This is a genomic window from Actinoplanes sp. NPDC051537 (assembly GCF_055586105.1).
Genome location: NZ_JBVJIU010000011.1, coordinates 118,341 through 139,828, shown reverse-complemented (window position 1 = coordinate 139,828; position 21,488 = coordinate 118,341). Strand labels below are relative to the sequence as shown.

Here is a 21,488-nt window from a genome sequence, read left to right as displayed (position 1 = left end):
GCGCGGCGGCGGGCGGGGCAGCGCGGCGGCGGATGCGGAGTCGGGCGCGCGGCACGTCGGCGGGTGCGCGCCGGCCGGGCGCGATGGCGAGGCTGGGCGCGCGGCGCGCCGGCGCGTCCTGCGGGGCGACGGCCGGGGTGCGTATGGGTGAGCAGAGCCGGGGGTGGGCGGGAGTGCGGGGCGACGGCCGGGGTGCGTATGGGTGAGCAGAGCCGGGGGTGGGCGGCGCGGCGGCGGGGGTGCGGCGCCGGCGGCCAGGGTGCGTATTGGTGAGCAGAGCCGGGGGTGGGCGGCGCGGGGGGCGGGGCTATGCGCTTATCTCGGCGGCTACCTCGTGGTGAGTGACGCGCTCATCCCAGTGGCTCAAGGCTCGGCGTGCGTCGTCCTCGAGGAAGGCCAGCTCTGGGTCGTCGCCGGCGAAGGCGCGGATGGCGTCCAAACCGTCGAAGAGGGTCACGGTGGTAAACATGACCTCGTCGCCGGCGGGTTGGGTTAGTAGGCGGGCGCCGCGGAAGCCGGGTGTTTGGCGCAGGTGGGTGGCCACGTCGGTCTCGAAGTGGCGGCGGTAGTCGTCGGCGGTTGCCGGCGGCGCCCAACCCCGCCAGATGCGCGCGATCATGTGCTTCCCCCGTCGGAAGTCGGCATCAGCCCTCGACGGGACGATCGTCTCACCGGCGCGGGCGGCGGTGCAAAAGGCGCCAGGCGATCAGTCCACCCAGGAGCAACGCGGCGGCGGCCGCCCACCAACCGTGGTTCGAGGCGGGCGGCGGCGGTGGCGGCCGGAGCAGCAAAGGGGTGGAGCCGTCCGCCGTCCGTACGGGCAAATGGCGGTGGATGGTGTTGTCGGGCTCGCCGGGGCGGGTGCTCGTGTAGGACAGGTCGTAGTCGAAGGTGATCGTGGTGCCGGGGGGCGTGTCGGGTGGGACCTGGAGGACCGCTATGCCCGACCGGTCGCAGCGGGCGCTCGCGCCACGGTAGGCGAGGCCGCACGCGGTGAGCGTCACGCCGGTGGTGCGGCTCGCGAACGTGACCGCGAGCGGGATGCCGGGACCGGCGACGGCCAGCAGCGGGCGCACCGCGAAGGACGGCGACGGGAGCGCCACCCAGACCCTCGAGCTGCCGGTCTGGCCGCCCGCGTCGTCGCCGAACTGGTAGCTGAAGGACCACGTGAAGGCGAACTCCCGGCCCTCGGGCGCGGCCCGCGGGATCGGCAGCCGGACGCTGCGCCGCCAGGACGGGCGATCGCGGCAGAACGTGCGGGCCACCCGGCACGACGTGATCAGCAGCTTCGGGCTGTCGCCGGTGAAGGTCACCGTGACCGCGTCGCCGCGGGTGACCGGGTCGGGCGCGGCGTCGACGTCCACGTGCAGGATCGCGAACGGGATCTCGCCGCTCTCGCCACCCGCCCGCCAGTGCAGCGTCGTGGCCCGCGGCGGCGAGACCGGCACGGTGACGATCGCCTGGCCGGACGAGCATGCCACCCTCCGCTGTGGATAGAGGTCGAACCAGAGCTCGCAACCGCCCGGCGACGAGACCGCGAAGCGCTCACCCGGCAGCCCGGAATGGCGGTCGGCCACGGGAGGTAGGACCAGGAGCACGACCGCGACGCCGCGGGCGAGCCGGGTGAGCCACATCGGATGCCTCCACCAGGCACCCTGAGCCGGTCATCGGACGCTGTCAGTCAGATCACGGACGCCGATCCGCGGCAGATAGCCGAGCACGTCGGCGAGCGAGGTCGAGACGCACCCGACGTAGTTGTCGGGGCGGACCAGGAAGAGGCCCGGCTCGTAGGCGGCCGGCGGGTCGAGACGGTGCACCGCCAGGGCCGCGGACGACGGCGGCAGGTCACCGGTCCAGCCGAAGGCGAGCAGCGTGGCGTGCGGGCCGCGGAGCAGGTCGAAGACGCGGCCGCCACCGGCGATCGGCGAGTCGGGCGCCCGGTCGCCGGCCTGGACGGCGCCGGGGTGGGAGCGGTGGTCGGCCGCGAGCGGTCCGCCCCGGTAGGTGAGCGAGAGCTGGCGCAGCACGGGATCGGACCGGTCGATGTCGGCCGCGCGGTGCAGCCGGGTGCTGATGCCGAGCACGTCGGCCGCCACCGGCAGGCGCTCCGCCTCGTACGTGTCGAGCAGCGCGTCGTTCCCGCTGGCCAGCTTCCACCCCAGGTTGTACGCGTCCTGGATGCCCGTGTTGAGGCCCTGCCCACCGGCCGGCGAGTGCACGTGCGCCGCGTCTCCGGCGAGGAAGACGTTGCCGACGCGGTAGCGCGAGACCATCCGGATGTTGGCCCGGAACTCCGACGTCCAGCCGACGTGGGTGACCTTGACGCCGGGGACGACGGAGGCGACCAGCTCCTCCACCGACGGCGCTCCGGGCGGCGCGGTGAGCTGGTAGTCGTCGGTGCCGGGCAGCGGGCACAGGCCCAGCCGGACGGACTTGCCGTCGTCGCCCGGCCAGATGTGCCAGTTGTCGCGGTCGAGGCCCTCGAGGCGCACGTCGGCGATGAACATCCGCTCGGTCTCGAACGTCTCGCCCTCGAACGGCACGCCGAGCAGCCGCCGGACCGTGCTCTGCCCGCCGTCGGCGCCGACCACGTAACGCGCCGTCGCCGTCTCGCCGGTGTCGAGCGTGACCCGCACCCCGTCGTCGGCCTGCTCGAGGCCGGTGAGGCCGACGCCGAACTCGACCGGAACGCCCTCGGCCAGCAGCCGGCCGGTGCGCCACTGGGGAACCATCAGCACGTTCGGATAGGGCGCCGCCTCCGTCGGCTCGTGCAGCGGGTCCATCCGGCGGCGCATCTCCTGGCCGCCGGGCAGATGGATGAGCAGCTCCGGATAGTCGCCGCCGACGGACCGGAAGCGGTCGAGCAGCCCGAGGTCGTCGAGGACCTCCTGCGTACGCGGCTGAATGCCCTTGCCTCTCGAACCGGTGAAGGGCTCGGCCGCCTTGTCGATGATGCGGAACGGGACGCCGCGACGCTGGAGCTCGCGGGCCAGGGTGAGGCCGGCCGGACCGGCGCCGACGATCAGCGTTTGAATGAATCTTGATTCAGTGAACATGGATTCACCGTACGGTAGGTTGATATCCTGCGTCAATGGCGGAGACGGGTGTGCGCAAGCTACGCGCGGCGCAGACCGAGGCGGAGCTCAAGGCGGCGGCGATCCGGGTCTTCGGGCGGGTGGGCTACCTCAACGCCAAGATCACGGACATCACGGCCGAGGCCGGGCGCGCGACCGGCTCGTTCTACCAGCACTTCGCGGGCAAGGAGCAGCTGCTCCAGGCGCTGATGGCCGACCTGCTGGCCGAGGGCGACGAGGGCGCGCTGCTCGAGGAGCACTCGGACGACTTCTCCGACCGCGAGGCGATCCGCTGGCACATCACGCAGTACTGGTCGGTCTACCGCCGGCACCGCACGGTGATCGAGGCGCTGCGGCAGGCGGCGATCGTCGACCCGCGGTTCGACGAGGTGCAGCGGGAGATGCTGCGGCCGGACATCGTGCACATCTCGCACCACATGGAAAAGGCCGGCCCCACGGCCGACCCGGAGGTGCTCGCGTCGATCTTCAACCTGCTGGTGTCGACGTTCGCCGACACCTGGATGGACAAGATCCCCGACGAACAGGCGATCAACACCTTGACCGATTTCCTGTACGCGGGGATCCGCGGCTGATTGCCGGGCCGGGCACGCGTTCTTCCCGTACGCGGGGATCCGCGGCTGATTGCCGGGCCGGGCACGCCATTGTGCCCGGCACGGAGCTCAGCGGTTCTTCAACGCCTTGCGATAGTCGCTGTTCAGGCGGCCGATCAGCGTCAGCGGAATGCCCTTGGGGCAGACCGTGGTGCACTCACCGGCGTTGGTGCAGCCGCCGAAGCCGGCGTCGTCCTGCGCCTGGAGCATGTCGAGGACCCGGGAGTCGCGCTCGGGCTGGCCCTGCGGCATGAGGCCGAGGTGGGCCACCTTCGCCGCGGTGAACAGCATGGCCGAACCGTTCGGGCAGGCCGCCACGCACGCGCCGCACCCGATGCAGGTGGCCGCCTCGAACGCCAGGTCGGCGTCCTTCTTGGGCACCGGCGTCGCGTGCGCCTCGGGGGCCGCGCCGGTCGGGGCCGTGATGTAGCCGCCGGCCTGGATGATCTTGTCGAACGCGGTGCGGTCGACCACCAGGTCCTTGATGACCGGGAAGGCCGCGGCGCGCCACGGCTCGACGTCGATCACGTCGCCGTCGGCGAAGTGCCGCATGTGCAGCTGACAGGTCGTGGTGGCCCGCTCGGGGCCGTGCGCCACGCCGTCGATCACCATGCTGCACATGCCGCAGATGCCCTCGCGGCAGTCGTGGTCGAACGCGACCGGGTCGTCCCCGTCGAGGATCAGCTTCTCGTTCAGGACGTCGAGCATCTCCAGGAAGGAGGCGTCGGGGGAGATGTCCTTGACGTCGTACGTGACCATGCGGCCCGCGTCCGAGGGACCGGACTGCCGCCACACGCGTACCTGGATGTCCATTACTTGTAGCTCCGGGTGCTCGGGTGGACGTACTCGAATTCGAGCTGTTCCTTGTGCAGGGTCGGCTTGCCGTCGGCGGAGGAGCCCGCGTACTCCCAGGCCGCGACGTAGGCGAACTCGTCGTCGTGCCGCAGCGCCTCGCCGTCCGGGGTCTGCGACTCGGCCCGGAAGTGGCCGCCGCACGACTCCCGGCGGTGCAGCGCGTCGATGCACATCAGCTCGCCCAGCTCGAAGAAGTCGGCGACCCGGCCGGCCTTCTCCAGGTTCTGGTTGAGCTGCTCGCCGGTGCCGGGCACCTTGACCCGCTGCCAGAACTCGTCCCGGAGCGACCGGATGAGCCCGATCGCCTTGGTCAGGCCCTCCTCGGTGCGCTCCATGCCGCAGTACTCCCACATGATGTGGCCGAGCTCGCGGTGGAACGAGTCGACCGTACGGTCGCCGTCGATGCTCAGGAATTTCGCGATGCGGTCCTCGACCGCCTTGCGCGCCCCCACCACCGCTTCGTGATCTTGCGAAACGGGAGCAAAGGGCCCGGCCGCCAGGTAGTTCCCCAGCGTCGTCGGGAGCACGAAGTAGCCGTCGCCGAGGCCCTGCATCAGCGCCGACGCGCCGAGCCGGTTGGCGCCGTGGTCGGAGAAGTTGGCCTCGCCCACCACGAACAGGCCCGGGATCGTCGACTGCAGGTCGTAGTCGACCCACAGGCCGCCCATCGTGTAGTGCACCGCGGGGTAGATGCGCATCGGCGTCTCGTACGGGTCCTCGCCGGTGATCCGCTGGTACATCTCGAAGAGGTTGCCGTACTTGGCCTCGACCGCCTTCTTGCCCAGCCGGCTGATCGCGTCGGCGAAGTCCAGGTAGACGCCGAGCCCGCCGGGGCCGACGCCGCGACCCTCGTCGCAGACGTTCTTGGCGGCCCGCGACGCGATGTCGCGGGGGACCAGGTTGCCGAACGACGGGTAGATCCGCTCGAGGTAGTAGTCCCGCTCGGCCTCGGGGATGTCGCCCGGCTTTCGGGAATCCCCGCGAGCCTGGGGCACCCAGACCCGGCCGTCGTTGCGCAGCGACTCGCTCATCAGCGTGAGCTTGCTCTGGTGCGTGCCCGACTCGGGGATGCAGGTCGGGTGGATCTGCGTGTAGCAGGGGTTCCCGAAGAGGGCGCCCTTGCGGTGCGCCCGCCACGACGCCGTGACGTTGCAGCCCTTGGCGTTGGTGGAGAGGAAGAAGACGTTGCCGTACCCGCCGGAGGCCAGCACCACGGCGTCCGCCATCTCGGTGGTGATCTCGCCGGTGACCATGTCCCGCACGACGATGCCGCGGGCCTTGCCGTCGACGACGATCAGCTCGAGCATCTCGTGCCGAGCGTTCATCTCGATGTTGCCGAGGCCGATCTGCCGCTCCATCGCCTGGTAGGCGCCGAGCAGCAGCTGCTGGCCCGTCTGACCCCGGGCGTAGAACGTACGCGAGACCTGGGTCCCGCCGAACGACCGGTTGTCGAGCAGGCCGCCGTACTCGCGGGCGAACGGGACGCCCTGGGCCACGCACTGGTCGATGATGTTCACCGACACGCTCGCCAGCCGGTAGACGTTCGACTCGCGGGCCCGGAAGTCGCCGCCCTTGACCGTGTCGTAGAACAGCCGGTAGATCGAGTCGCCGTCGTTGCGGTAGTTCTTGGCGGCGTTGATGCCGCCCTGGGCCGCGATCGAGTGCGCCCGGCGGGGGCTGTCCTGGTAGCAGTACGACTTGACGTGGTAGCCGGCCTCGGCCAGGGTCGCCGCGGCCGAGCCGCCGGCCAGGCCGGTGCCGACCACGATCACCGTCAGCTTGCGGCGGTTGGCCGGGTTGACCAGCTTCGCCGAGAACTTGCGGCGCTCCCAGCGGGTCTCGATCGGGCCGTCCGGAGAGGCGGTGTCGGCGATCGGGTCGCCGTCGTTCCAGTATTCCGACATTTAGGTTTACCCCACCAATCCGGTCAGCACCGCGAACGGCACGCTCAGGTAACCGACGACCAGAACGAGCGAGAGGACCAGGGCGGTCGTACGGGCGATCCGTTCGCCCCGGGCCGTCTGCTGGCCGAGCGTGCGGACCGCGCTCCACAGGCCGTGCCGCAGGTGGAAGCCGACCGCCACGATCGAGACCGTGTAGAACAGCGTCACGTACCAGCGCCCGGGGGCGAAGTCGGCGACCACGTTCGCGTACGGGTGCCCGGCCTCGGCCTTGGGGTTCAGGGCGAGCGTGGTCAGGTCCAGGATGTGATAGATCACGAAGAGCAGGACGATCACCCCGCCCCAGCGCATCGTGCGCGCCGCGTAGCTGCCCTGGACCTTGGGCCGGTGCGCGTACTTGACCGGCCGGGCCTGCCGCGCCCGCCGGGCCAGGATCGTCGCCGCCGCGATGTGCCCGAGCACCGCGATCGTCAGGCCGCCGCGCTGGATCCACAGGTACCACTCGGTCGGCAGCAGGGGCGTGCCGATCGAGCGCAGCCAGTGCGCGTAGTGGTCGAACGTCGTCTCGCCGAAGAAGATCTTCAGGTTGCCGATCATGTGCAGGTACAGGAACAGGACCAGCAGGATGCCGGTCACCGCCATGAAGATCTTCAGCGCCACGGACGAGGTCCGCTTCCGCGCCGGGGCGAGTTGCGTCGCCTTGGGAACTCTCGTGTCTACCGCCACGAATCTGACGGTAGAAAGCCTCTGGCGATTCGTCTAATGCATGATCGGGTAGGTGTTCATAGCGATAGGCTATGGAGGTGCAGCTGCAGCAGCTTCGATACTTCCTGGCGGTCGTTGAAACCCGTCATTTCACCCAAGCAGCGGACAATCTGGGCGTCGCTCAGCCGACTCTCAGTAAGCAGATTCACACCCTCGAACAGAGCCTCGGCGCGCCGCTCTTCGAACGCATCCGCGGCGCCGTCACGCTGACCGCCGCGGGCGAGACGCTGCTGCCGATGGCCCAGCGGATGGTGGCCGACGCCGACGCCGCGCGCGAGGCGGTGCAGGACATCGTCGGGCTGCGCCGGGGCGACGTGCGGCTGGGCGCCACCCCGAGCCTCTGCAGCTCACTGGTGCCGGAGGTGCTGCGGACCTTCCGGGCCGAGCATCCGGACATCCAGCTGTACGTGAACGAGGGCAGCTCCCAGGACCTGATCGAGAACCTGCTCGCGCACACCCTGGACCTGGCCCTGATCGTGCAGCCCGACCAGGGCGTCGACCCGGCGCTGACCGCCGTCCCGGTGCTGCGGGAGAGCCTCGTGGTGGCATCCACCTTCGACCGGCCGCCGCCCACGACGTACCCGGAGATCGCCCTTTCCGAGCTCGAGCACACACCGCTGGTCATGTTCCGCGCCGGGTACGACATCCGCGGCGTCACCCTCGAGGCGTGCCGGCAGGCCGGGTTCACCCCGAAGTTCGCGGTCGAGGGCGGCGAGATGGACGCGGTGCTGGCGTTCGTCGAGGCCGGGCTCGGGGTGGCGCTGGTGCCGAGCATGGTGCTGGCCAACCGGCCGATGCTGCGGGCGACGCCGCTCGCTCCGCCCGGCATGCGCCGGACGATCGCGCTGGCGCACCGGAAGAGGTCGGTGCTGCCACACGCCGCGGAAGCGCTGCGGGCGACTCTGCTCGCGCATGTCGCGACCGAGGAACTGCCTTCCGGCGTACGTCCGCTGTAGCTCTTAGAATTGCGAGTTTTCCCGCCAATGGTCGTACAGCGCGGCGTCGCCCTTGACGGCGTCCGGTTCCCGGCGCCGGTTGATGATCAATAGCAGCTCCGTGACCGGCGCCTCGATCGTGACATCCGCCGGTCCCCTTTCCGGGCGCCACGCGATGCCGCCGGGCCGAAGCGTGACGTGCCAGCCCTGACCGGTGTCGGTGGCGGCGAACAGCACCGTTTCCCCGTCGCCGGTGAGCTTCCGGAAATGCTCGAGGGTGAGCAGCATGTCGGCCATGCCGTCGGCGGCGAGATCGGGCGCCAGCTCGCCCCCGGGCTCGGCGTCGAACCGGTGGACGATCAGGTCGTGCAGCATGCGGCGCTGCCAGAAGCCGGCCGTCTGGTGCTGCGGCATCCAGGTCCAGACCGTGCCGTGGAAGCCGAGGTCGTCGACCGCCGCGTTCATCCTGGCCGCGCCCTCGCGCAGCCACGCCGGCCAGTTTGCCTGCTCGGGCGGGGCGTCGATCAGCACGTACTCGGCCATGCGGTCGCGGCGCTCCTCGATGATGCCCGCGGCCAGCCGGTGACCGGTGCCGACATGGGTGGCGAGATCGCGGACGGTCCACTCCGGACAGGTCGCGATCCGCTCCGACTCGTCGCGGCCGGCGACCGCCTCGGCGAACCGGGCCGTCTCGGTCTCCATCTCGGCGGCGTACCGCTCCGGCGTCAGCCATTCCATGGTCGCGACCCTACCTTTTTCCTCTTCTTCGTCACCGCCCGCGTTCGCGACATTCCGATCTTGCGCAGGTGAAAGGCGTTATTCGGCGATCTTCGCGTCCGTTGGCGACGGTGCGTATTCGGCGGCGTTTCTGGGCGTTCACTTTCCCTGTTGCCGTGCGCCGGAATGGGGCTACTATTCGGCCCTTCCGGCGGCCTTGGAAAGGGCGGTGGCAATGTCGGACCATTCCTGGCACGACGCGACTGCCCAGTTCCCGGAGCACGATCCCGAGCAACAGCCGATGAGCGTCGGCGTCCGGCTCATGCTGACCTCCATGATCGTGATCGTGCTGGTGCTCGTGGCCGGCGGGACGACCTGGTGGCTGTATTCGCAGAAGCCGCCGCAGCCGGCCGCCCAACCGGCCGGCGTGTGCTCCGAGACGGTTCTGCACGTCGTCGCCGCGCCCGAGATCGCCCCCGTGGTCGAGGACGCGGCGCGCACCCTCAACAACGACCGGGACTGCGGGCCGATCGGCGTCACCGCTCAGGAGCCGGCGGTCACGGCCATCGCCCCCGAGCAGCCGGATGTCTGGATCCCCTCGTCCAGCGCCTGGCTGCGCATCTCGCTGGTGGGCGGCGTCGAGGCGTACCGCGTGGACGGTGGCCCGATCGCCCGCAGCCCCATCGTGCTCGCCGCGCCCACCGCCGTCTCCGCCCGCTACGCCAAGGGCGACAAGACGACATGGATGCAGCTGATGGCCGGGGTGGCCGGCCACCAGGTTCCGGCCGTCACCATGCCCGACCCGCTGCACAGCAGCGTCGGCATGCTCGCCGTCTACGCGATCCAGGCGGCCATGAACGAGAGCACGCCCGACGCCGGCATCGCCCAGTTGCGGGCGCTCACCCTGCGCAGCCGTCTCAAGGACGCCTCGGCCGACCCCGCCGACCTGCTGCGCCGGGTGGGCGCCCAGACCGACGCCGCGGCCGCCGCGGCCGACGTCGGGGCCTTCCCGATCACCGAGCAGCAGCTCACCACCTACCAGCACGCCGGCCACGCGATCGCGCTCAAGGGCTCGTACCCGTCGGACGGCCTGATCGAGACCGACTACCCCTTCGCGATCTCCACCACGACGGCGCATCTCGACCTGGCCGAGCGTCTGCGGGCGTCGATCAGCAAGGCCGCCCTGACCGATGCCGGCTTCCGCACGTACGCGATGCCCCGCACGATCAAGGTGCCGGAGCGTTCCGACAAGCTCCTCGCGCCCGCCCTGCAGTGGGCCCAGTACCGCACGCTGGCCTTCCAGGTGCTGCTGCTGATCGACGCGTCCGGCTCGATGAACAAGCCGGCCGTCGACAAGGCCGGCCACAAGACCACCAAGGCGGGCCTGCTCAAACAGTCCGGCCTGGCCGCCACCCAGCTCTTCGGCGACGAGTCCAGCGTGGGATTGTGGTTCTTCGGCACCCCCACGCCGGCGTCCGCCGCGCACACCGAGATGGTCCCGTTCGGCCGCATCAACGACAAGGCCGGCCCCCACACCCGCCGCGACGCGATGTCCGCCGCCATCAACGGCTACAAGGCCCCCGACCAGTCCGGCACGCCGCTCTTCCAGACCATCCTGGACGCACAGGCAGCCATGCGCCCCCACGTAAAACCGGGCGCCATCACCCTGATGATCGTCCTGAGCGACGGCGCCGACGCCGAGTCGAAGTTCGCCATGCCGAAGAAGGCCTTCCTCGACAAACTGGCCAAGTCCCAGAACCCGCAGACCCAGGTCCCCATCATCGGCGTAGGCTTCGGCCCCGACGCCGACATGGCCACCCTCACCGACATGGCCAAGCTGACCGGCGGCAAGGCCATCGCGGCCCGCGACCCGGCCGATCTCGCTTCCGCTATGGCCAAGGCCTTCCTGGCCGCCCACGCCCCCAGCTAGCCCGCGCCCTTCGTTCCGCGCCGCCCGTCGTGCCGCACCGCCCTTCGTTCCGGGCCGCCTGTGGTGCCGCGCTGCCCGTCGTGCCGGGCCGCCCGTCGTGCCGCGCTGCCCGTCGTGCCGGGCCGCCTGTCGTGCCGCGCTGCCCATCGTGCCGCCCTCGCTCTGTGGCCCTTTGCTCTGCTTACCCATACGCGCGGCCAACGGTGGCCGGATCGCTCTGCTTACCCATACGCGCGGCCAACGGTGGCCGGATCGCTCTGCTTACCCATACGCGCGGCATTTCGGAATTCGATGGCCGTGTGGCGCGGCCCTCTCGGCGAGCGATTTGTCTTGCTCTGCGGGGCGCTCGCTCAGATCTTGGGGAAATTGTGCGCGTGGGGTGCACGAATTCTTCATCGCTTACTGAGGGCCGGGCGGCGGTTCGCGGTGCGCACGCCGAGACACGGGCCGAGCGGGGCGGGATCGAGCGGGGCGGGGGCCGAGCCGGCCGACCAGGCCGAGTGGGGTTGAGGCGCCGAACGGCCGGGCGAGCGGGCCGGGGGTGGGGCGGCAGGGCGGGGCCGGGCGGGCTGAGCGAGGGCGGCCAGGGCGGGGCAAGGGCGGGCGATGCGCGTATAGGTGAGCAGAGCAAAGCGCTCAGGCGGGGGATGCGCGTATAGGTGAGCAGAGCAAAGGGCTCAGGCGGGGCCTATCTCGCGGGCGACGATTTCGGCTGACAACGTGACCATGGGGAGGCCGCCGCCGGGGTGGACTGAGCCGCCGACCAAGTACAGGTTGGGGAACGGGCCTTGGTTGGGTGGGCGCAGCAGGCCGCCCGTCGTGCCGTAGATGGCGCCTCCGGGGGTGGCGGTGGCGGTGGCCAGGTCGGCGGGGGTGCGGATCTCGCGAAACAGGATGCGGTCTCGGACGTCTACGCCTCGGCGGGCCAGGACCGACAGGATGTGGTCGGCGTAGGCCTCGGGCAGGCCGGGGCGGGTCCAGTCGACGGCCTGCCAAGCCGTGCCGTGGCGGGGGGCGTTCACGAGGATGAACCAGGCCTCGCAACCGGGCGGGTGGACGGTGGGGTCGGCGGCGCGGGTGACGAAGACGGTGGGGTCGTCGGCGGGGCGGGCTCGGTGGGCGGGGCCGCCGAAGATGGCGTCGAACTCGGCGTCGTAGTAGCTCGGGAAGAAGACGTTGTGGTGGGCCAGCGCGGGGGTCGCGCCGCGGATGCCGAGCAGCAGGACGAAGCCGGCCAGGCTGCGGTCGGTTAGGGCGCTCAGGCGGGACGGGGTGGGCGCGAGGTCGCGGTACAGCGTCAGGGCGTCCACGTCGGACACGATCACGTCGGCGCCGGCGAAGGAGCCGTCGGCCAGGCGCACGCCGGATGGGTCGACACCGGCAACTTCGGAATCATATTTCAGCCGTACGCCGAGAGCGGCGCAGCGGTCGGCCAGCGCGCCGGCCAGGGTGCCCAGGCCGCCCGGCAGGTACCAGCCGCCGAACTCGAGCTCGGCGTAGGGGATCGCGGCCAGCGCGGCGGGGGCCCGGCGCGGGTCGGCGCCGGCGTAGGTCGCGTAGCGGTCGAGCAGCATGCGCAGGCGCGGGTCGCGGAAGTAGTGGTAGCCCAGGCCGCGCAGGGTGCGGCCGGGAGCGATCGCGGCCAGGTCGGTCAGCCGCCAGGACAGGCCGGCCAGCGTGGCGGGGGTGACCGGGTGCCGCAGCACGGAACGCCAGGAGGCACGCCAGATGCGGGCGGCCCGCCGCCAGAACTGGCGCCACTCCTCGGCCGCGGCCGGGCCCAGCGCCGTCGCGATCCGGTCCACGAAGACCTCGTGGTTCGCCGACGAGTCGAGGATCGTGCCGCCGGGGAAGAAGTGCCGGACGACCGGGTCGAGCGGCGTGGGCGACAGGCCGAGGCCCAGATCGTCGAAGACCTGGGGGAGGGTCAGCAGGCTCGGGCCGGTGTCGAAGCGGAAGCCGTCCCGTTCGAAGACAGCCAGCTTGCCGCCGGGGGACGACGCGCGCTCGTGCACCTCGACCTCGTGGCCGGCCTCGGCCAGCCGGATGGCGGCGGCCAGTCCGCCGACGCCCGCGCCGATCACGACGATGTGGCTCACAGCGACCTCCCCCGCCAGGCCAGGCGGCCCTGGCCACGCAGCCGGAACGACCGGGCCACGAGCCATCCGAACGCGGCGATCGACGCCGGGTGGGCGAGCGGGTCCGGCCACGGGCGGCCGCCGGTGGCCGCGGCGGCGATCGCGCGGCCGGCCACGCCGAGCAGGTAGGCCGCCACGGCCACGGCGGCGAGGTCACGGCGCTCGGCCAGCGCCAGCGCGAAGGCGGCGACGGGCGGCAACGCGTACAGGAAAAGGAGAAGGACCACGACGAGAGCCGCCGCCGGACCGGAGCCGAAAGATGCCCAGAGCGACTTGGTGTATCCGGCCGTGAGGCCGGGCCAGGAGGTGTACATGCGGCAGGTCGCCTGGCCGGACGCGTCGGCGAGGGCGATGCGGCCGCCGGCGCGCTTGATCTGACGGGCGAGGGCGATGTCCTCGAGGACCTCGGCGCGGACGCCGGCATGGCCGCCCGACGCGACGTAACCCGGCCGATCGGCCATCAGCCACTGACCTCCGGCGGCGGCCAGCGACGGCCGCGGGGACCGTTCCATCGCGCGCAGGGGGAGGAACGTGAGCCAGGACCATTGCAGCAGGGGCTGGACCAGGCGGCCGGTTCCGGTGATCCGGGGGTACGGGGAGAGCAGCGCCAGGTCGTGCCGGCGCAGCAGGAGTGCGGCCGTGGCGAGCGCGTGTGGCTCGAGCACGACGTCGGCGTCCACGAAGGACAGCAGGTCGGCGTCGCCGGCGGCCGCGGCCAGCTGGTGGCAGGCGTGCGGCTTGCCCAGCCAGCCCGGCGGCAGCGGCGCGCCGGTCAGCAGCCGGACCTTGTCGCCCGCGACGGATCGCACCACCTCGGCGGTGTCGTCGGTCGAGCCGTCGTCGAGGACGTAGATGGTCAGGTTCGGCACGCCGCGCTGGGCCAGCAGGGACTCGAGGCAGGGGGTCACCCGATCGGCCTCGTTCCGCAGGGGGAGGAGGACGGCGATCGTCTCGTCCGTGTGACCGGTCGCGGGGAGGCGCCGCAGGAGGAGGGCGTTGACGGCCGTGTGGCCGGTCAGCAGGAGCCAGGGGAGGAGGGTCAGCCAGACCATCGGCGCCACCCGACTACGGCCAGGGGGAGGACGGCGGCGCCCATGAGGAGGGCGCCCCAGGCGGCGGAGCCGGGGAGGTCCAGGAACACCGCGTGGGCGAGCACGCTGGAAGCGTACGTCCAGAACCAGAGCGTGATGATCGGCGCGTCGGCGGGGGACGGGGTTTTCACGCTTTCGCCGCCGGCCGCGGCCAGTGCCGTCATCAGGAGCAGGGCGAACCCGAGCCAGCCGAGGTAGTTGCCGATCGGGATGCCGGGGACGCCGGGCAGCGCGGGCGTGGCGTGCTGCCACCGCCAGTAACCCTCGGCGACCATCTGCGGGTCGAGGAAGACGTCCCAGGCGGCGAGGCCGAACCCGGCGATGACGACGCGGGCCGGCCGGTTCGTGGCCAGGCGGGTCGCCGCCAGCCAGGCCGGCCAGGCCATCCACGTCCAGGCCAGCGGGATGATGAGCGGGACGTCCAGAAGTTTGGGGCCGAGCTCGCCGGAGTAGTCGTAGGTGCCGAACGGGAAGCCGGTCGCGACCCCGACCGCCTCGACCGCGAAGCCGCCGAGGGTGGCCGTGAGGACGAGGGCGGCGGCCGCGCGGGGGCCGCGGGTGAGCGCGGCGTGGGCGACCGACAGGAAATATCCGATTAAGACCGTTAAAACAGTGGCGAAGGCACGCGCCCCGCCGTGCGTCAGCGGATAGCAGATCTGGACCAGCACCAGGGCCGCCAAAAGCGACCAAGGAATGATTTTCCGGCTCAAATGCCGACTATTCCCGGCGAGTCCTCGGCCGGTCGATCCGCCAGCGGCAGCTCCCGGCCCAGGATCGCGAACGCCCGCTCGTCCCCGGGAAAGTAGAACTGCCGCAGCACGTCGACGAAGCCGAACCGGCGGTAGAGCCGCCACGCCCGCGACTTCTGCTCGTCCGCCTCCGGCGTGGACAGCAGCACGGTCTTGCCGTCGGCCATCGCCAGCAGCGCCCGCAGCTGGCGCGCGCCGATCCCGTGGCCCTGGGCGGCCGGCCGCACGTGCAGCTCGACGACCTCGAAGCAGTCGGTCAGCCAGTGCTCGCGGGACTGGTCGTCGAGGGCCGAGCGCACCTGGTCGTGCCACCACTGACCGGGGCCGGAGGTGTAGCCGTACCCGAAGCCGGCGAGCCGCCCGTCGGTGGTGAGCGTGGCGACCGCCCGGAACCCCGCCCGCCGGACGTGCGCGCCGATGTAGCCGCGCCGGGTCTGGAGCAGTTCCTGGCGGTAGCCCATCGCCTCGCCGTAGACGGCGACCACGTCGTCGAGTCGTCGCAGCAGGTCGTCCGGCTGCCACGCAACGAGCCTCATACCTCAGTCTGCCCTTCTCCGCGCCACCCCAGCAGCGATCGGTCACCCGCGATGCCGCGTACGGCGAACCGGGCGAACAGCTCCTCGGCGTACCACCGGTCGCGCGGTGTGCGTGCGATCACCGCACGATGCTCCGGCTGACGGTACGCGAACCGCGTCAGGTCCGCCGCATCACGCCACACGCTGACCGTGCCCTGCCAGCCGATCGGCGCCTCGCCGACGCCGAAGCCGGCCAGCAGGCCGGGCGCGGAGTCGAGCTCGCGGACGACCGGGGGGATCGCCCGCCAGAACGTCAGCGCCCGGGTCGGCCGGAGCCGGGCGCGGGTCAGCGCCAGGACCATGCCATCCGATTTGAGGCTTTTGTCGGGTCCGAACGGCGTCGCGCCCGACCAGGTGCCCCGGCTGGCGAGCGGCTCGAGGTCGACGGTGGCGCGTTGTACGGACAGGCGGTCCCAGGCGGGGAATTCCAGCGGCTCCTCGCTGACGGTCACCGCGGCGTACCGCGTCAAATCCGCATCTTTGACTTCAAACCCGGTGCCCGTGCCCAGGAACTTCACGAAACGGGCGGAGGGCGGGCGGCGCTGGAGGCCGATGCGCACCATGGCCGCGGCGACCCGGCGGCGCGGCACCCGCCACACGTGCAGCGTGACCGGCATGCGGCGTCAGGCCACCTCGGCCGGCGTGCCCGCGGTGACGCGCACCAGCTCGGCGTACGTGATCGGGAAGACCGCGCGGGGCACGCCGCCGGCCGCCCAGATCACGTCGTACTTCGCCAGCTCGACGTCGACCAGCGTGCGCACCGGCTTCGGGTGCCCGAGGGGCGCGACGCCGCCGATCGCCTGGCCGGTGTGCTCGCGGACGAACTCGGGCGTGGCCCGGCGCAGCTTGGCGAGGCCGAGGCCGGCCGCGACCTTGGCCGTGTCGACCCGGTGCGCGCCCGAGGTCAGCACCAGCAGCGGCTCGCCCTCGGCGTCGAAGATCAGCGAGTTGGCGATCTGGCCGACCTCGACGCCGAGCGCCTCGGCCGCGGCCACCGCGGTGTGCACCGCCTCGTCCAGGACCACGACCTCGGACGTACGGGCTCCGGCCGCCTCCAGTGCCTCGCGCACGGCGACCACGTTCGGATGGGATTCCATGCCGCCTATTCTGTCTCTTCGCTGATCAGACCCTTGCCGAACACCCAGGGCGCGATGCCGTCGATGAAGTCGTGCGGGAATCCGCGGGCGAAATCGGTCGCCGCGGTGAGCCGGTCGACCTGCTCGCGGGTGAGCGTCACGTCGATCGCGCCCAGGTTGTCGAGCAGCTGGTCGAGCGAGCGGGCGCCGATCATCGGGACGATCGCCCGCGAGCGCGCGGCCGTCCAGGCGATCGCGACCTGCGACGGGGTGGCGCCGATCTCGTCGGCCACCTGCTGCACGGCGACCGCGGCCGCCCGCTGGGTATCGGTGAGGTTGCCGGGGTCGTGCCGGCTGGGCCCGGTGACGCCGCCGGCCCGCGTGTACTTGCCGGACAGGATGCCGCCGGCCAGCGGGCTCCACGCGGTGACGCCGATGCCGAGCGACTCGGCCATCGGGAGCAGCTCGCGCTCGATGTCGCGGTCGATCACGTTGTACGGGACCTGGAGCGCGGTGAACGGGCTCCAGCCGTGCCACTCGGCGAGGGTCTGGCCGCGCGAGACGATCCAGGCGGGCGCGTCGGAGATGCCTACATAAAGGACCTTTCCCGCGCGTACGGCGTCATCGAGCGCTCGCATGGTTTCCTCGATGGGCGTGGATTTGTCCCACACGTGCACCCAGAAGAGGTCCAGGTAGTCGGTCCGCAGCCGGCGCAGGCTGGTCTCGAGCGAGGCGCGCAGGTTCTTGCGGGCGTTGCCGCCGGCGTTCGCGTCGTCCGCGTTGCGGGTGCTCGTGTACTTGCTGGACAGCACGAACGACTCCCGCCGCCCGTCCAGCAGCTGCCCGAGGAACTCCTCGCTCTGCCCGTCCCGGTAGTTGATCGCCGTATCGACGGTGTTGCCGCCGGCCTCCGCGTACGCGTCGAGGATCTTGCGGCACTCCTCGAGCGGCGCGCCCACCCCGCCCTGCTCGCCGAACGTCATGGCGCCGAGAATCAACTCGGACACGCGCAGACCGCTGTTCCCCAGCGTCCGATATCTCATCCGGCCTTTATAACCCCACGGCCGCGGCGCTCGCGTCCCATAATCCCGCGGCGAGGGCGGCGTCGGCGGCGTGCGGCTTCGGCTGCTTCACGTCGCGGCCCACGTAGTAGCCGCCGGCGACCAGCTCCTCTTCGGGGGCGGTGGCCAGCCAGGTCAGCAGCTCACCGGCCTTCTCCGGGGTGGTCAGGAACGGGGCGTACCGGTAGAACAGGCGCATCGCCTTGCCGTCGCCGAAGTTCGAGCGGACCACGCCGGGGTGGAAGGAGACGCTGAACACGTCCGGCCACCGGCGGTGCGCCTCCGAGGTGAACAGGATATTGGCCGACTTCGTCCCGCCGTACGTGCGGAATGCCTTGTAGGTCTTGGGGTCTCCGACGAGGTTCCGCGGGTCGGGCGGGCCCTCGCGGTGCGCCTCGGAGGCGGTGTTGATCACACGCGCGCCGGAGAGGCGCTCCCGCAGCAGGTGGGTGAGCAGGAACGGGCTCAGGTGGTTGCCCTGCACGGTGGCCTCGTAGCCGTCGGCCGTCTTCCGGTACTCGCCGATGATCCCGCCGGCGTTGTTGGCCAGAACATCGATCTTCGGGTACGCGGTGAGCAGGTGCTCGGCGAGGCCGCGGACCTGGTCGAACGACTCGAAGTCGGCCCGGTGCTGCCCGGGCTCGCGTCCGTTGCCCGCGGCTTTCACCCGCCGCACCGCCTCGGCCAGGCGCTCGGGATTGCGGCCGACGACGACAATGTTCTCGCCCCTCGCGGCCAGCTGCTCGGCGGCGGCGAGGCCCACGCCGGAGCTGGCGCCCGTGATCACGATGGTCCGGTCCATCCACAACCCCTTCATCTATCTGTCGCACCCGTGGTGCATCCTGGCACCTCGCTTCTTTCTACCGTGGAGAAAAAGATGATCGACGTGCCCGCCGTGGTGCAGAGCCCCGAGCGGCCGTACGTGCCGGGCCATCGCGTGAGCCGATGGCTGCTGGCCCATCGGGTGCAGCCGGTCGGTCCCGAGTCGGCCCAGACCGACCACGAGCAGGCCTGGTGGAAGGTCATGTGCCTGACCGGGGTCGACTACTTCTCCACCCTCTCCTATCTGCCGGCGATCGCGGCGCTGGCGGCCGGCGCGCTCTCCCCGCTGGCCACGCTGCTGATCGTGGCGCTGACCCTGTTCGGCATGCTCCCGATGTACCGGCGGGTCGCCCGGGAGAGCCCGCACGGGCAGGGGTCGGTGGCGATGCTCGAGAATCTGCTGCCGTTCTGGCGGGGCAAGGTCTTCGTGCTCGTGCTGCTCGGCTTCGTCTGCACCTCGTGGATCATCACGATCACGTTGTCGGCGGCGGATGCGACCGTCCATATGTCGGAAAATCCGTATCTTCCCGGATTTCTGCACGGTCACGCCGTACTCATCACCGTCGTTCTGCTGTTGATCCTCGGCTTTGTCTTCCTGCTCGGCTTCAGCGAGGCCGTCGGCGTGGCGATCCCGCTGGTCGCGATCTTCCTCGTGCTCAACGCGGTGATCACCGTGGTCGGCCTCGCCGACGTCTTCGGCACCCCGGGCGCGCTGTCCACCTGGGTCGACGCGCTCCCGTCCGGCGGGTTCTTCAGCGTGGTCGGTCCGTCCGTCCTGGCCTTCCCGGCGCTGGTGCTCGGCCTCTCCGGCTTCGAGACCGGGGTCAGCATGATGCCGCTGATCAAGGCGGACGGTCCCGAGTCGCGCATCCGCAACACCCGCAAGCTGCTCACCACGGCCGCGCTGATCATGAGCGTCTACCTGATCGCGACCAGCTTCGTGACCACGGTGCTGATCCCGCCGGCCGAGTTTCAGCCGGGCGGCGCGGCCAACGGGCGGGCACTGGCCTACCTCGCGCACGAGAAGCTCGGCGAGGTCTTCGGCACGACGTACGACATCAGCAGCATTTTGATCCTGTGGTTCGCGGGCGCCTCGGCGATGGCCGGCCTGATCAACATCGTGCCCCGCTACCTGCCCGGTTACGGCATGGCGCCCGAGTGGGGACGCGCGGTGCGGCCGGTCGTGCTGGTCTACACCGCGATCAGCGTGGGCATCACGATCTTCTTCGGCGCCGACGTGAACGCGCAGGCCGGCGCCTACGCCACCGGCATCCTGGCGATGATGGTCTCGGGCGCGGTCGCGGTGACGATCTCGGCCCTGCGGGCCCGGCATCGCGGGGCGGGCGCCGGCTTCGCGATCCTCACGCTGATTCTCGTGTACGCGCTGGTGGACAACATCATCGAGAAGCCGGACGGGATCGCGATCTCGGCGGTGTTCGTCGCCGGGATCATCGTGGTCTCGCTGATCTCCCGGGTCAGCCGTACCACGGAGCTGCGGGCCGACCGGATCGAGTTCGATCCCGCGGCCCGCCGCTTCATCGCCGACTCGATCGCCAACGACGGCGAGCTCGACATCGTCGCCAACCGGCGGGAGTTCGGCGACGCGGGGGAGTACGTGCACAAGGAGTCCGAGCAGCGCCGGATGAACCCGGTGCCGGGTCGCAACGACGTGCTCTTCCTCGAGGTCGACGTGGTCGATCCGTCGCAGTTCAGCGAGGCGCTCGAGGTGCGCGGGGCCGAGGTGGACGGTCATCGGGTGCTGCGGGTGGGGAGCCCGGCCGCGCCGAACGCGATCGCCGCCGTGCTGCTGGCGCTGCGGGACGCGACCGGGGTGCAGCCGCACTGCTACTTCGCCTGGGCCGAGGGGAGCCCGCTCGTGCACCTGTTCCGCTATCTGCTGCTGGGGCGGGGCGACACGGCGCCGGTGGTGCGCGAGATCATCCGCAAGAGCGAGCCCGATCCGTCACGCCGTCCGGTGATCCACGTGGGCGGGGTCTGACTTCTCGAAGTTCAATTGGTTGTACGAGGAGTCGCTGTACGCCTGGATCTCCCGGTATCCGTGGCTGCGGTAGAGGTTCGCCGCCTCCGGCAGTGACGAGTGGGTGCCGAGCCGGATCGTTTTGAATCCGGCCGTTTTCGCGCCGGCCTCCAAGCGGTCGAGCAGGCGGCGGCCGAGCCCCGCGCCTCGTCCTTCCGGACTTATCCACAGGTGTCGGATTTCTACGGTTCTGTCGGGCAGGTGCTGCCAGGCGCCGCAGCCGACCGGAGTCTCTCCCTCCATCGCCAGCACGAACTCGCCGCCGGTCTCGGCCAGCTCGCCGGGGCGGAGGAGGGCGCTCTCGCTATAACCCTCGGGGAAGCGGGCGTCGAGCTCGGTCGCGTACTGCTTCAGGCACGCGCGGGCCCGGGGGTCGTCGTCGGGGACCACGGTGAGCTCCACGGCCGCCATCCGGAGCAGGCGGCGGACCTGCTCCTGGGCGTCGATCAGGCGGTCGCGCTGGGCCGGGGTGAGCCGGCCGAGCATCTCCTCGACGCTCTCGCGGGCGCGGTCGTCGAGCTCGGCCCGGGCCGCCCGGCCGGCGGCGGTCGGGCCCGCGACCCGCACTCGTTTGTCCTGGTCGTGGGGCCGCACCGTGACGAGGCCCTGCTTGGTGAGCGAGAGCAGCATGCGGCTCAGGTAGCCCGAGTCGAGGCCGAGCCGGACGCGCAGATCGCGCAGGTCGGCGCCGTCCCCGATCTCGAAGAGCAGCCGCGACTCGCTCCAGGGCCGCTCCAGCCCCAGGTAGTGATCGCCGAGGACGCCCAGGCTGCGCGTGTAGTAGCGGTTGAAGTCGCGGACTCGCTCGATCTGGTCCATTCTCTGACTATAGTCAGAGAATTTTCCGAGAGAAGCCCCGCCTGTTTTTGTCGTACAGGCGTGCTAGTCTCTGAATCAGTTAGAACGGATGTTCGAAAGCACCCTCAAATGCTTCGAACACCCGGACTGGCTCCGGGAGTGGTGTTTCGCGGCACGGCTCCCGGGGTGCGGCGCCCGCGAAGTGCCGCACAGAGAGAGGCTCCGGGCATTCGCGGGTCCGGTCGCCCTCGGACAAGGCAGGACCGTCGCCCGCCGCCCCCGACCCCCGGGTGGTGGGCGACGGACCCGCCGGCATGGTCCGGCCGGGTGTGGTGTGGGGAAGCTTCACGCC

Annotated in this window: 20 protein-coding genes; 4 read left to right on the top strand and 16 right to left on the bottom strand. The window is 71.2% G+C overall.

Going from position 1 to position 21,488, the window contains the following annotated elements; all coding sequences use genetic code 11:
• Positions 1-307: 307 nt before the first annotated feature.
• Genes ACZ6TB_RS26905 through ACZ6TB_RS26895 form a run of 3 tightly spaced genes read right to left on the bottom strand, consistent with a single transcriptional unit; the run spans position 308 to position 3,056 of the window.
• Complete coding sequence (locus tag ACZ6TB_RS26905; RefSeq protein WP_465558228.1) at positions 308-619, bottom strand: antibiotic biosynthesis monooxygenase family protein; 312 nt, start codon at positions 617-619, stop codon at positions 308-310.
• A 49-nt stretch (positions 620-668) separates the two neighbouring features.
• Complete coding sequence (locus tag ACZ6TB_RS26900) at positions 669-1,634, bottom strand: hypothetical protein (protein WP_465558226.1); 966 nt, start codon at positions 1,632-1,634, stop codon at positions 669-671.
• A 30-nt stretch (positions 1,635-1,664) separates the two neighbouring features.
• Positions 1,665-3,056, bottom strand: a complete 1,392-nt coding sequence (locus ACZ6TB_RS26895; RefSeq protein ID WP_465558224.1) for an FAD-dependent monooxygenase — start codon at positions 3,054-3,056, stop codon at positions 1,665-1,667.
• A gap of 35 nt (positions 3,057-3,091) precedes the next feature.
• Between ACZ6TB_RS26895 and ACZ6TB_RS26890 the strand changes: the two genes are divergently transcribed.
• Entirely contained in the window at positions 3,092-3,667 is a 576-nt protein-coding gene (locus ACZ6TB_RS26890) for a TetR/AcrR family transcriptional regulator (protein ID WP_465558222.1), read from the top strand.
• Positions 3,668-3,754: 87 nt separating this feature from the next.
• On the opposite strand, the gene ACZ6TB_RS26885 is transcribed toward ACZ6TB_RS26890, so the two are convergent.
• Genes ACZ6TB_RS26885 through ACZ6TB_RS26875 form a run of 3 tightly spaced genes read right to left on the bottom strand, consistent with a single transcriptional unit; the run spans position 3,755 to position 7,101 of the window.
• Positions 3,755-4,498 carry a succinate dehydrogenase/fumarate reductase iron-sulfur subunit gene (locus ACZ6TB_RS26885; protein WP_465558220.1) on the bottom strand — a complete coding sequence of 248 codons (744 nt, stop codon included), beginning with the start codon at positions 4,496-4,498 and terminating at the stop codon, positions 3,755-3,757.
• A complete protein-coding gene (locus ACZ6TB_RS26880; RefSeq protein ID WP_465558219.1) occupies positions 4,498-6,444 on the bottom strand; it encodes a fumarate reductase/succinate dehydrogenase flavoprotein subunit in 1,947 nt (648 codons plus the stop codon). Before ACZ6TB_RS26880 ends, ACZ6TB_RS26885 begins: the two co-directional genes overlap by 1 nt.
• Before the next feature lie 6 nt (positions 6,445-6,450).
• Entirely contained in the window at positions 6,451-7,101 is a 651-nt protein-coding gene (locus ACZ6TB_RS26875; protein ID WP_465558618.1) for a succinate dehydrogenase cytochrome b subunit, read from the bottom strand.
• A gap of 137 nt (positions 7,102-7,238) precedes the next feature.
• On the opposite strand from ACZ6TB_RS26875, the gene ACZ6TB_RS26870 reads away from it, so the two are divergent.
• On the top strand, positions 7,239-8,162 hold the full coding sequence (locus ACZ6TB_RS26870; RefSeq protein ID WP_465558217.1) for a LysR family transcriptional regulator: 924 nt from the start codon (positions 7,239-7,241) through the stop codon (positions 8,160-8,162).
• Between the two features lie 3 nt (positions 8,163-8,165).
• On the opposite strand, the gene ACZ6TB_RS26865 is transcribed toward ACZ6TB_RS26870, so the two are convergent.
• Entirely contained in the window at positions 8,166-8,879 is a 714-nt protein-coding gene (locus ACZ6TB_RS26865; RefSeq protein ID WP_465558215.1) for a maleylpyruvate isomerase family mycothiol-dependent enzyme, read from the bottom strand.
• A 214-nt stretch (positions 8,880-9,093) separates the two neighbouring features.
• Between ACZ6TB_RS26865 and ACZ6TB_RS26860 the strand changes: the two genes are divergently transcribed.
• Positions 9,094-10,788, top strand: coding sequence for a hypothetical protein (locus ACZ6TB_RS26860; protein WP_465558213.1), 1,695 nt, complete (start codon positions 9,094-9,096; stop codon positions 10,786-10,788).
• A gap of 677 nt (positions 10,789-11,465) precedes the next feature.
• On the opposite strand, the gene ACZ6TB_RS26855 is transcribed toward ACZ6TB_RS26860, so the two are convergent.
• The 8 genes from ACZ6TB_RS26855 to ACZ6TB_RS26820 are packed head-to-tail and all read right to left on the bottom strand — an operon-like array spanning position 11,466 to position 18,280.
• Entirely contained in the window at positions 11,466-12,887 is a 1,422-nt protein-coding gene (locus ACZ6TB_RS26855; protein WP_465558211.1) for a phytoene desaturase family protein, read from the bottom strand.
• The gene (locus ACZ6TB_RS26850) at positions 12,884-13,978 is read right to left on the bottom strand and encodes a glycosyltransferase family 2 protein (protein ID WP_465558209.1); all 1,095 of its coding nucleotides are present in this window, start codon (positions 13,976-13,978) and stop codon (positions 12,884-12,886) included. Before ACZ6TB_RS26850 ends, ACZ6TB_RS26855 begins: the two co-directional genes overlap by 4 nt.
• Positions 13,966-14,727, bottom strand: coding sequence for a carotenoid biosynthesis protein (locus ACZ6TB_RS26845; protein WP_465558207.1), 762 nt, complete (start codon positions 14,725-14,727; stop codon positions 13,966-13,968). The genes ACZ6TB_RS26850 and ACZ6TB_RS26845 overlap by 13 nt, the downstream gene beginning before the upstream one ends.
• Positions 14,724-15,302, bottom strand: coding sequence for a GNAT family N-acetyltransferase (locus tag ACZ6TB_RS26840; protein WP_465558205.1), 579 nt, complete (start codon positions 15,300-15,302; stop codon positions 14,724-14,726). Before ACZ6TB_RS26840 ends, ACZ6TB_RS26845 begins: the two co-directional genes overlap by 4 nt.
• Entirely contained in the window at positions 15,299-15,958 is a 660-nt protein-coding gene (locus tag ACZ6TB_RS26835; protein WP_465558203.1) for a monooxygenase, read from the bottom strand. The genes ACZ6TB_RS26840 and ACZ6TB_RS26835 overlap by 4 nt, the downstream gene beginning before the upstream one ends.
• 6 nt (positions 15,959-15,964) lie before the next feature.
• Positions 15,965-16,438 carry a YbaK/EbsC family protein gene (locus ACZ6TB_RS26830; RefSeq protein WP_465558201.1) on the bottom strand — a complete coding sequence of 158 codons (474 nt, stop codon included), beginning with the start codon at positions 16,436-16,438 and terminating at the stop codon, positions 15,965-15,967.
• 5 nt (positions 16,439-16,443) lie between these two features.
• Positions 16,444-17,460, bottom strand: a complete 1,017-nt coding sequence (locus ACZ6TB_RS26825) for an aldo/keto reductase (protein ID WP_465558199.1) — start codon at positions 17,458-17,460, stop codon at positions 16,444-16,446.
• A gap of 7 nt (positions 17,461-17,467) precedes the next feature.
• Positions 17,468-18,280, bottom strand: a complete 813-nt coding sequence (locus tag ACZ6TB_RS26820) for an SDR family NAD(P)-dependent oxidoreductase (protein WP_465558197.1) — start codon at positions 18,278-18,280, stop codon at positions 17,468-17,470.
• A 75-nt stretch (positions 18,281-18,355) separates the two neighbouring features.
• Between ACZ6TB_RS26820 and ACZ6TB_RS26815 the strand changes: the two genes are divergently transcribed.
• Positions 18,356-20,299, top strand: coding sequence for an APC family permease (locus ACZ6TB_RS26815; RefSeq protein ID WP_465558195.1), 1,944 nt, complete (start codon positions 18,356-18,358; stop codon positions 20,297-20,299).
• On the opposite strand, the gene ACZ6TB_RS26810 is transcribed toward ACZ6TB_RS26815, so the two are convergent.
• A complete protein-coding gene (locus tag ACZ6TB_RS26810; protein ID WP_465558193.1) occupies positions 20,264-21,157 on the bottom strand; it encodes a bifunctional helix-turn-helix transcriptional regulator/GNAT family N-acetyltransferase in 894 nt (297 codons plus the stop codon). The two genes, ACZ6TB_RS26815 and ACZ6TB_RS26810, sit on opposite strands and share 36 nt — an antisense overlap.
• Positions 21,158-21,488 lie beyond the last annotated feature (331 nt).

Excerpts from the sequence above, each read along its gene's own strand:
- ACZ6TB_RS26905 (WP_465558228.1), bottom strand. The coding sequence starts at position 619 with ATGATCGCGCGCATCTGGCGGGGTTGGGCGCCGCCGGCAACCGCCGAC.
- ACZ6TB_RS26900 (WP_465558226.1), bottom strand. The coding sequence starts at position 1,634 with ATGTGGCTCACCCGGCTCGCCCGCGGCGTCGCGGTCGTGCTCCTGGTC.
- ACZ6TB_RS26895 (WP_465558224.1), bottom strand. The coding sequence starts at position 3,056 with ATGTTCACTGAATCAAGATTCATTCAAACGCTGATCGTCGGCGCCGGT.
- ACZ6TB_RS26890 (WP_465558222.1), top strand. The coding sequence starts at position 3,092 with ATGGCGGAGACGGGTGTGCGCAAGCTACGCGCGGCGCAGACCGAGGCG.
- ACZ6TB_RS26885 (WP_465558220.1), bottom strand. The coding sequence starts at position 4,498 with ATGGACATCCAGGTACGCGTGTGGCGGCAGTCCGGTCCCTCGGACGCG.
- ACZ6TB_RS26880 (WP_465558219.1), bottom strand. The coding sequence starts at position 6,444 with ATGTCGGAATACTGGAACGACGGCGACCCGATCGCCGACACCGCCTCT.
- ACZ6TB_RS26870 (WP_465558217.1), top strand. The coding sequence starts at position 7,239 with ATGGAGGTGCAGCTGCAGCAGCTTCGATACTTCCTGGCGGTCGTTGAA.
- ACZ6TB_RS26865 (WP_465558215.1), bottom strand. The coding sequence starts at position 8,879 with ATGGAATGGCTGACGCCGGAGCGGTACGCCGCCGAGATGGAGACCGAG.
- ACZ6TB_RS26860 (WP_465558213.1), top strand. The coding sequence starts at position 9,094 with ATGTCGGACCATTCCTGGCACGACGCGACTGCCCAGTTCCCGGAGCAC.
- ACZ6TB_RS26850 (WP_465558209.1), bottom strand. The coding sequence starts at position 13,978 with ATGGTCTGGCTGACCCTCCTCCCCTGGCTCCTGCTGACCGGCCACACG.
- ACZ6TB_RS26840 (WP_465558205.1), bottom strand. The coding sequence starts at position 15,302 with ATGAGGCTCGTTGCGTGGCAGCCGGACGACCTGCTGCGACGACTCGAC.
- ACZ6TB_RS26835 (WP_465558203.1), bottom strand. The coding sequence starts at position 15,958 with ATGCCGGTCACGCTGCACGTGTGGCGGGTGCCGCGCCGCCGGGTCGCC.
- ACZ6TB_RS26830 (WP_465558201.1), bottom strand. The coding sequence starts at position 16,438 with ATGGAATCCCATCCGAACGTGGTCGCCGTGCGCGAGGCACTGGAGGCG.
- ACZ6TB_RS26825 (WP_465558199.1), bottom strand. The coding sequence starts at position 17,460 with ATGAGATATCGGACGCTGGGGAACAGCGGTCTGCGCGTGTCCGAGTTG.
- ACZ6TB_RS26820 (WP_465558197.1), bottom strand. The coding sequence starts at position 18,280 with ATGGACCGGACCATCGTGATCACGGGCGCCAGCTCCGGCGTGGGCCTC.
- ACZ6TB_RS26815 (WP_465558195.1), top strand. The coding sequence starts at position 18,356 with ATGATCGACGTGCCCGCCGTGGTGCAGAGCCCCGAGCGGCCGTACGTG.
- ACZ6TB_RS26810 (WP_465558193.1), bottom strand. The coding sequence starts at position 21,157 with ATGGACCAGATCGAGCGAGTCCGCGACTTCAACCGCTACTACACGCGC.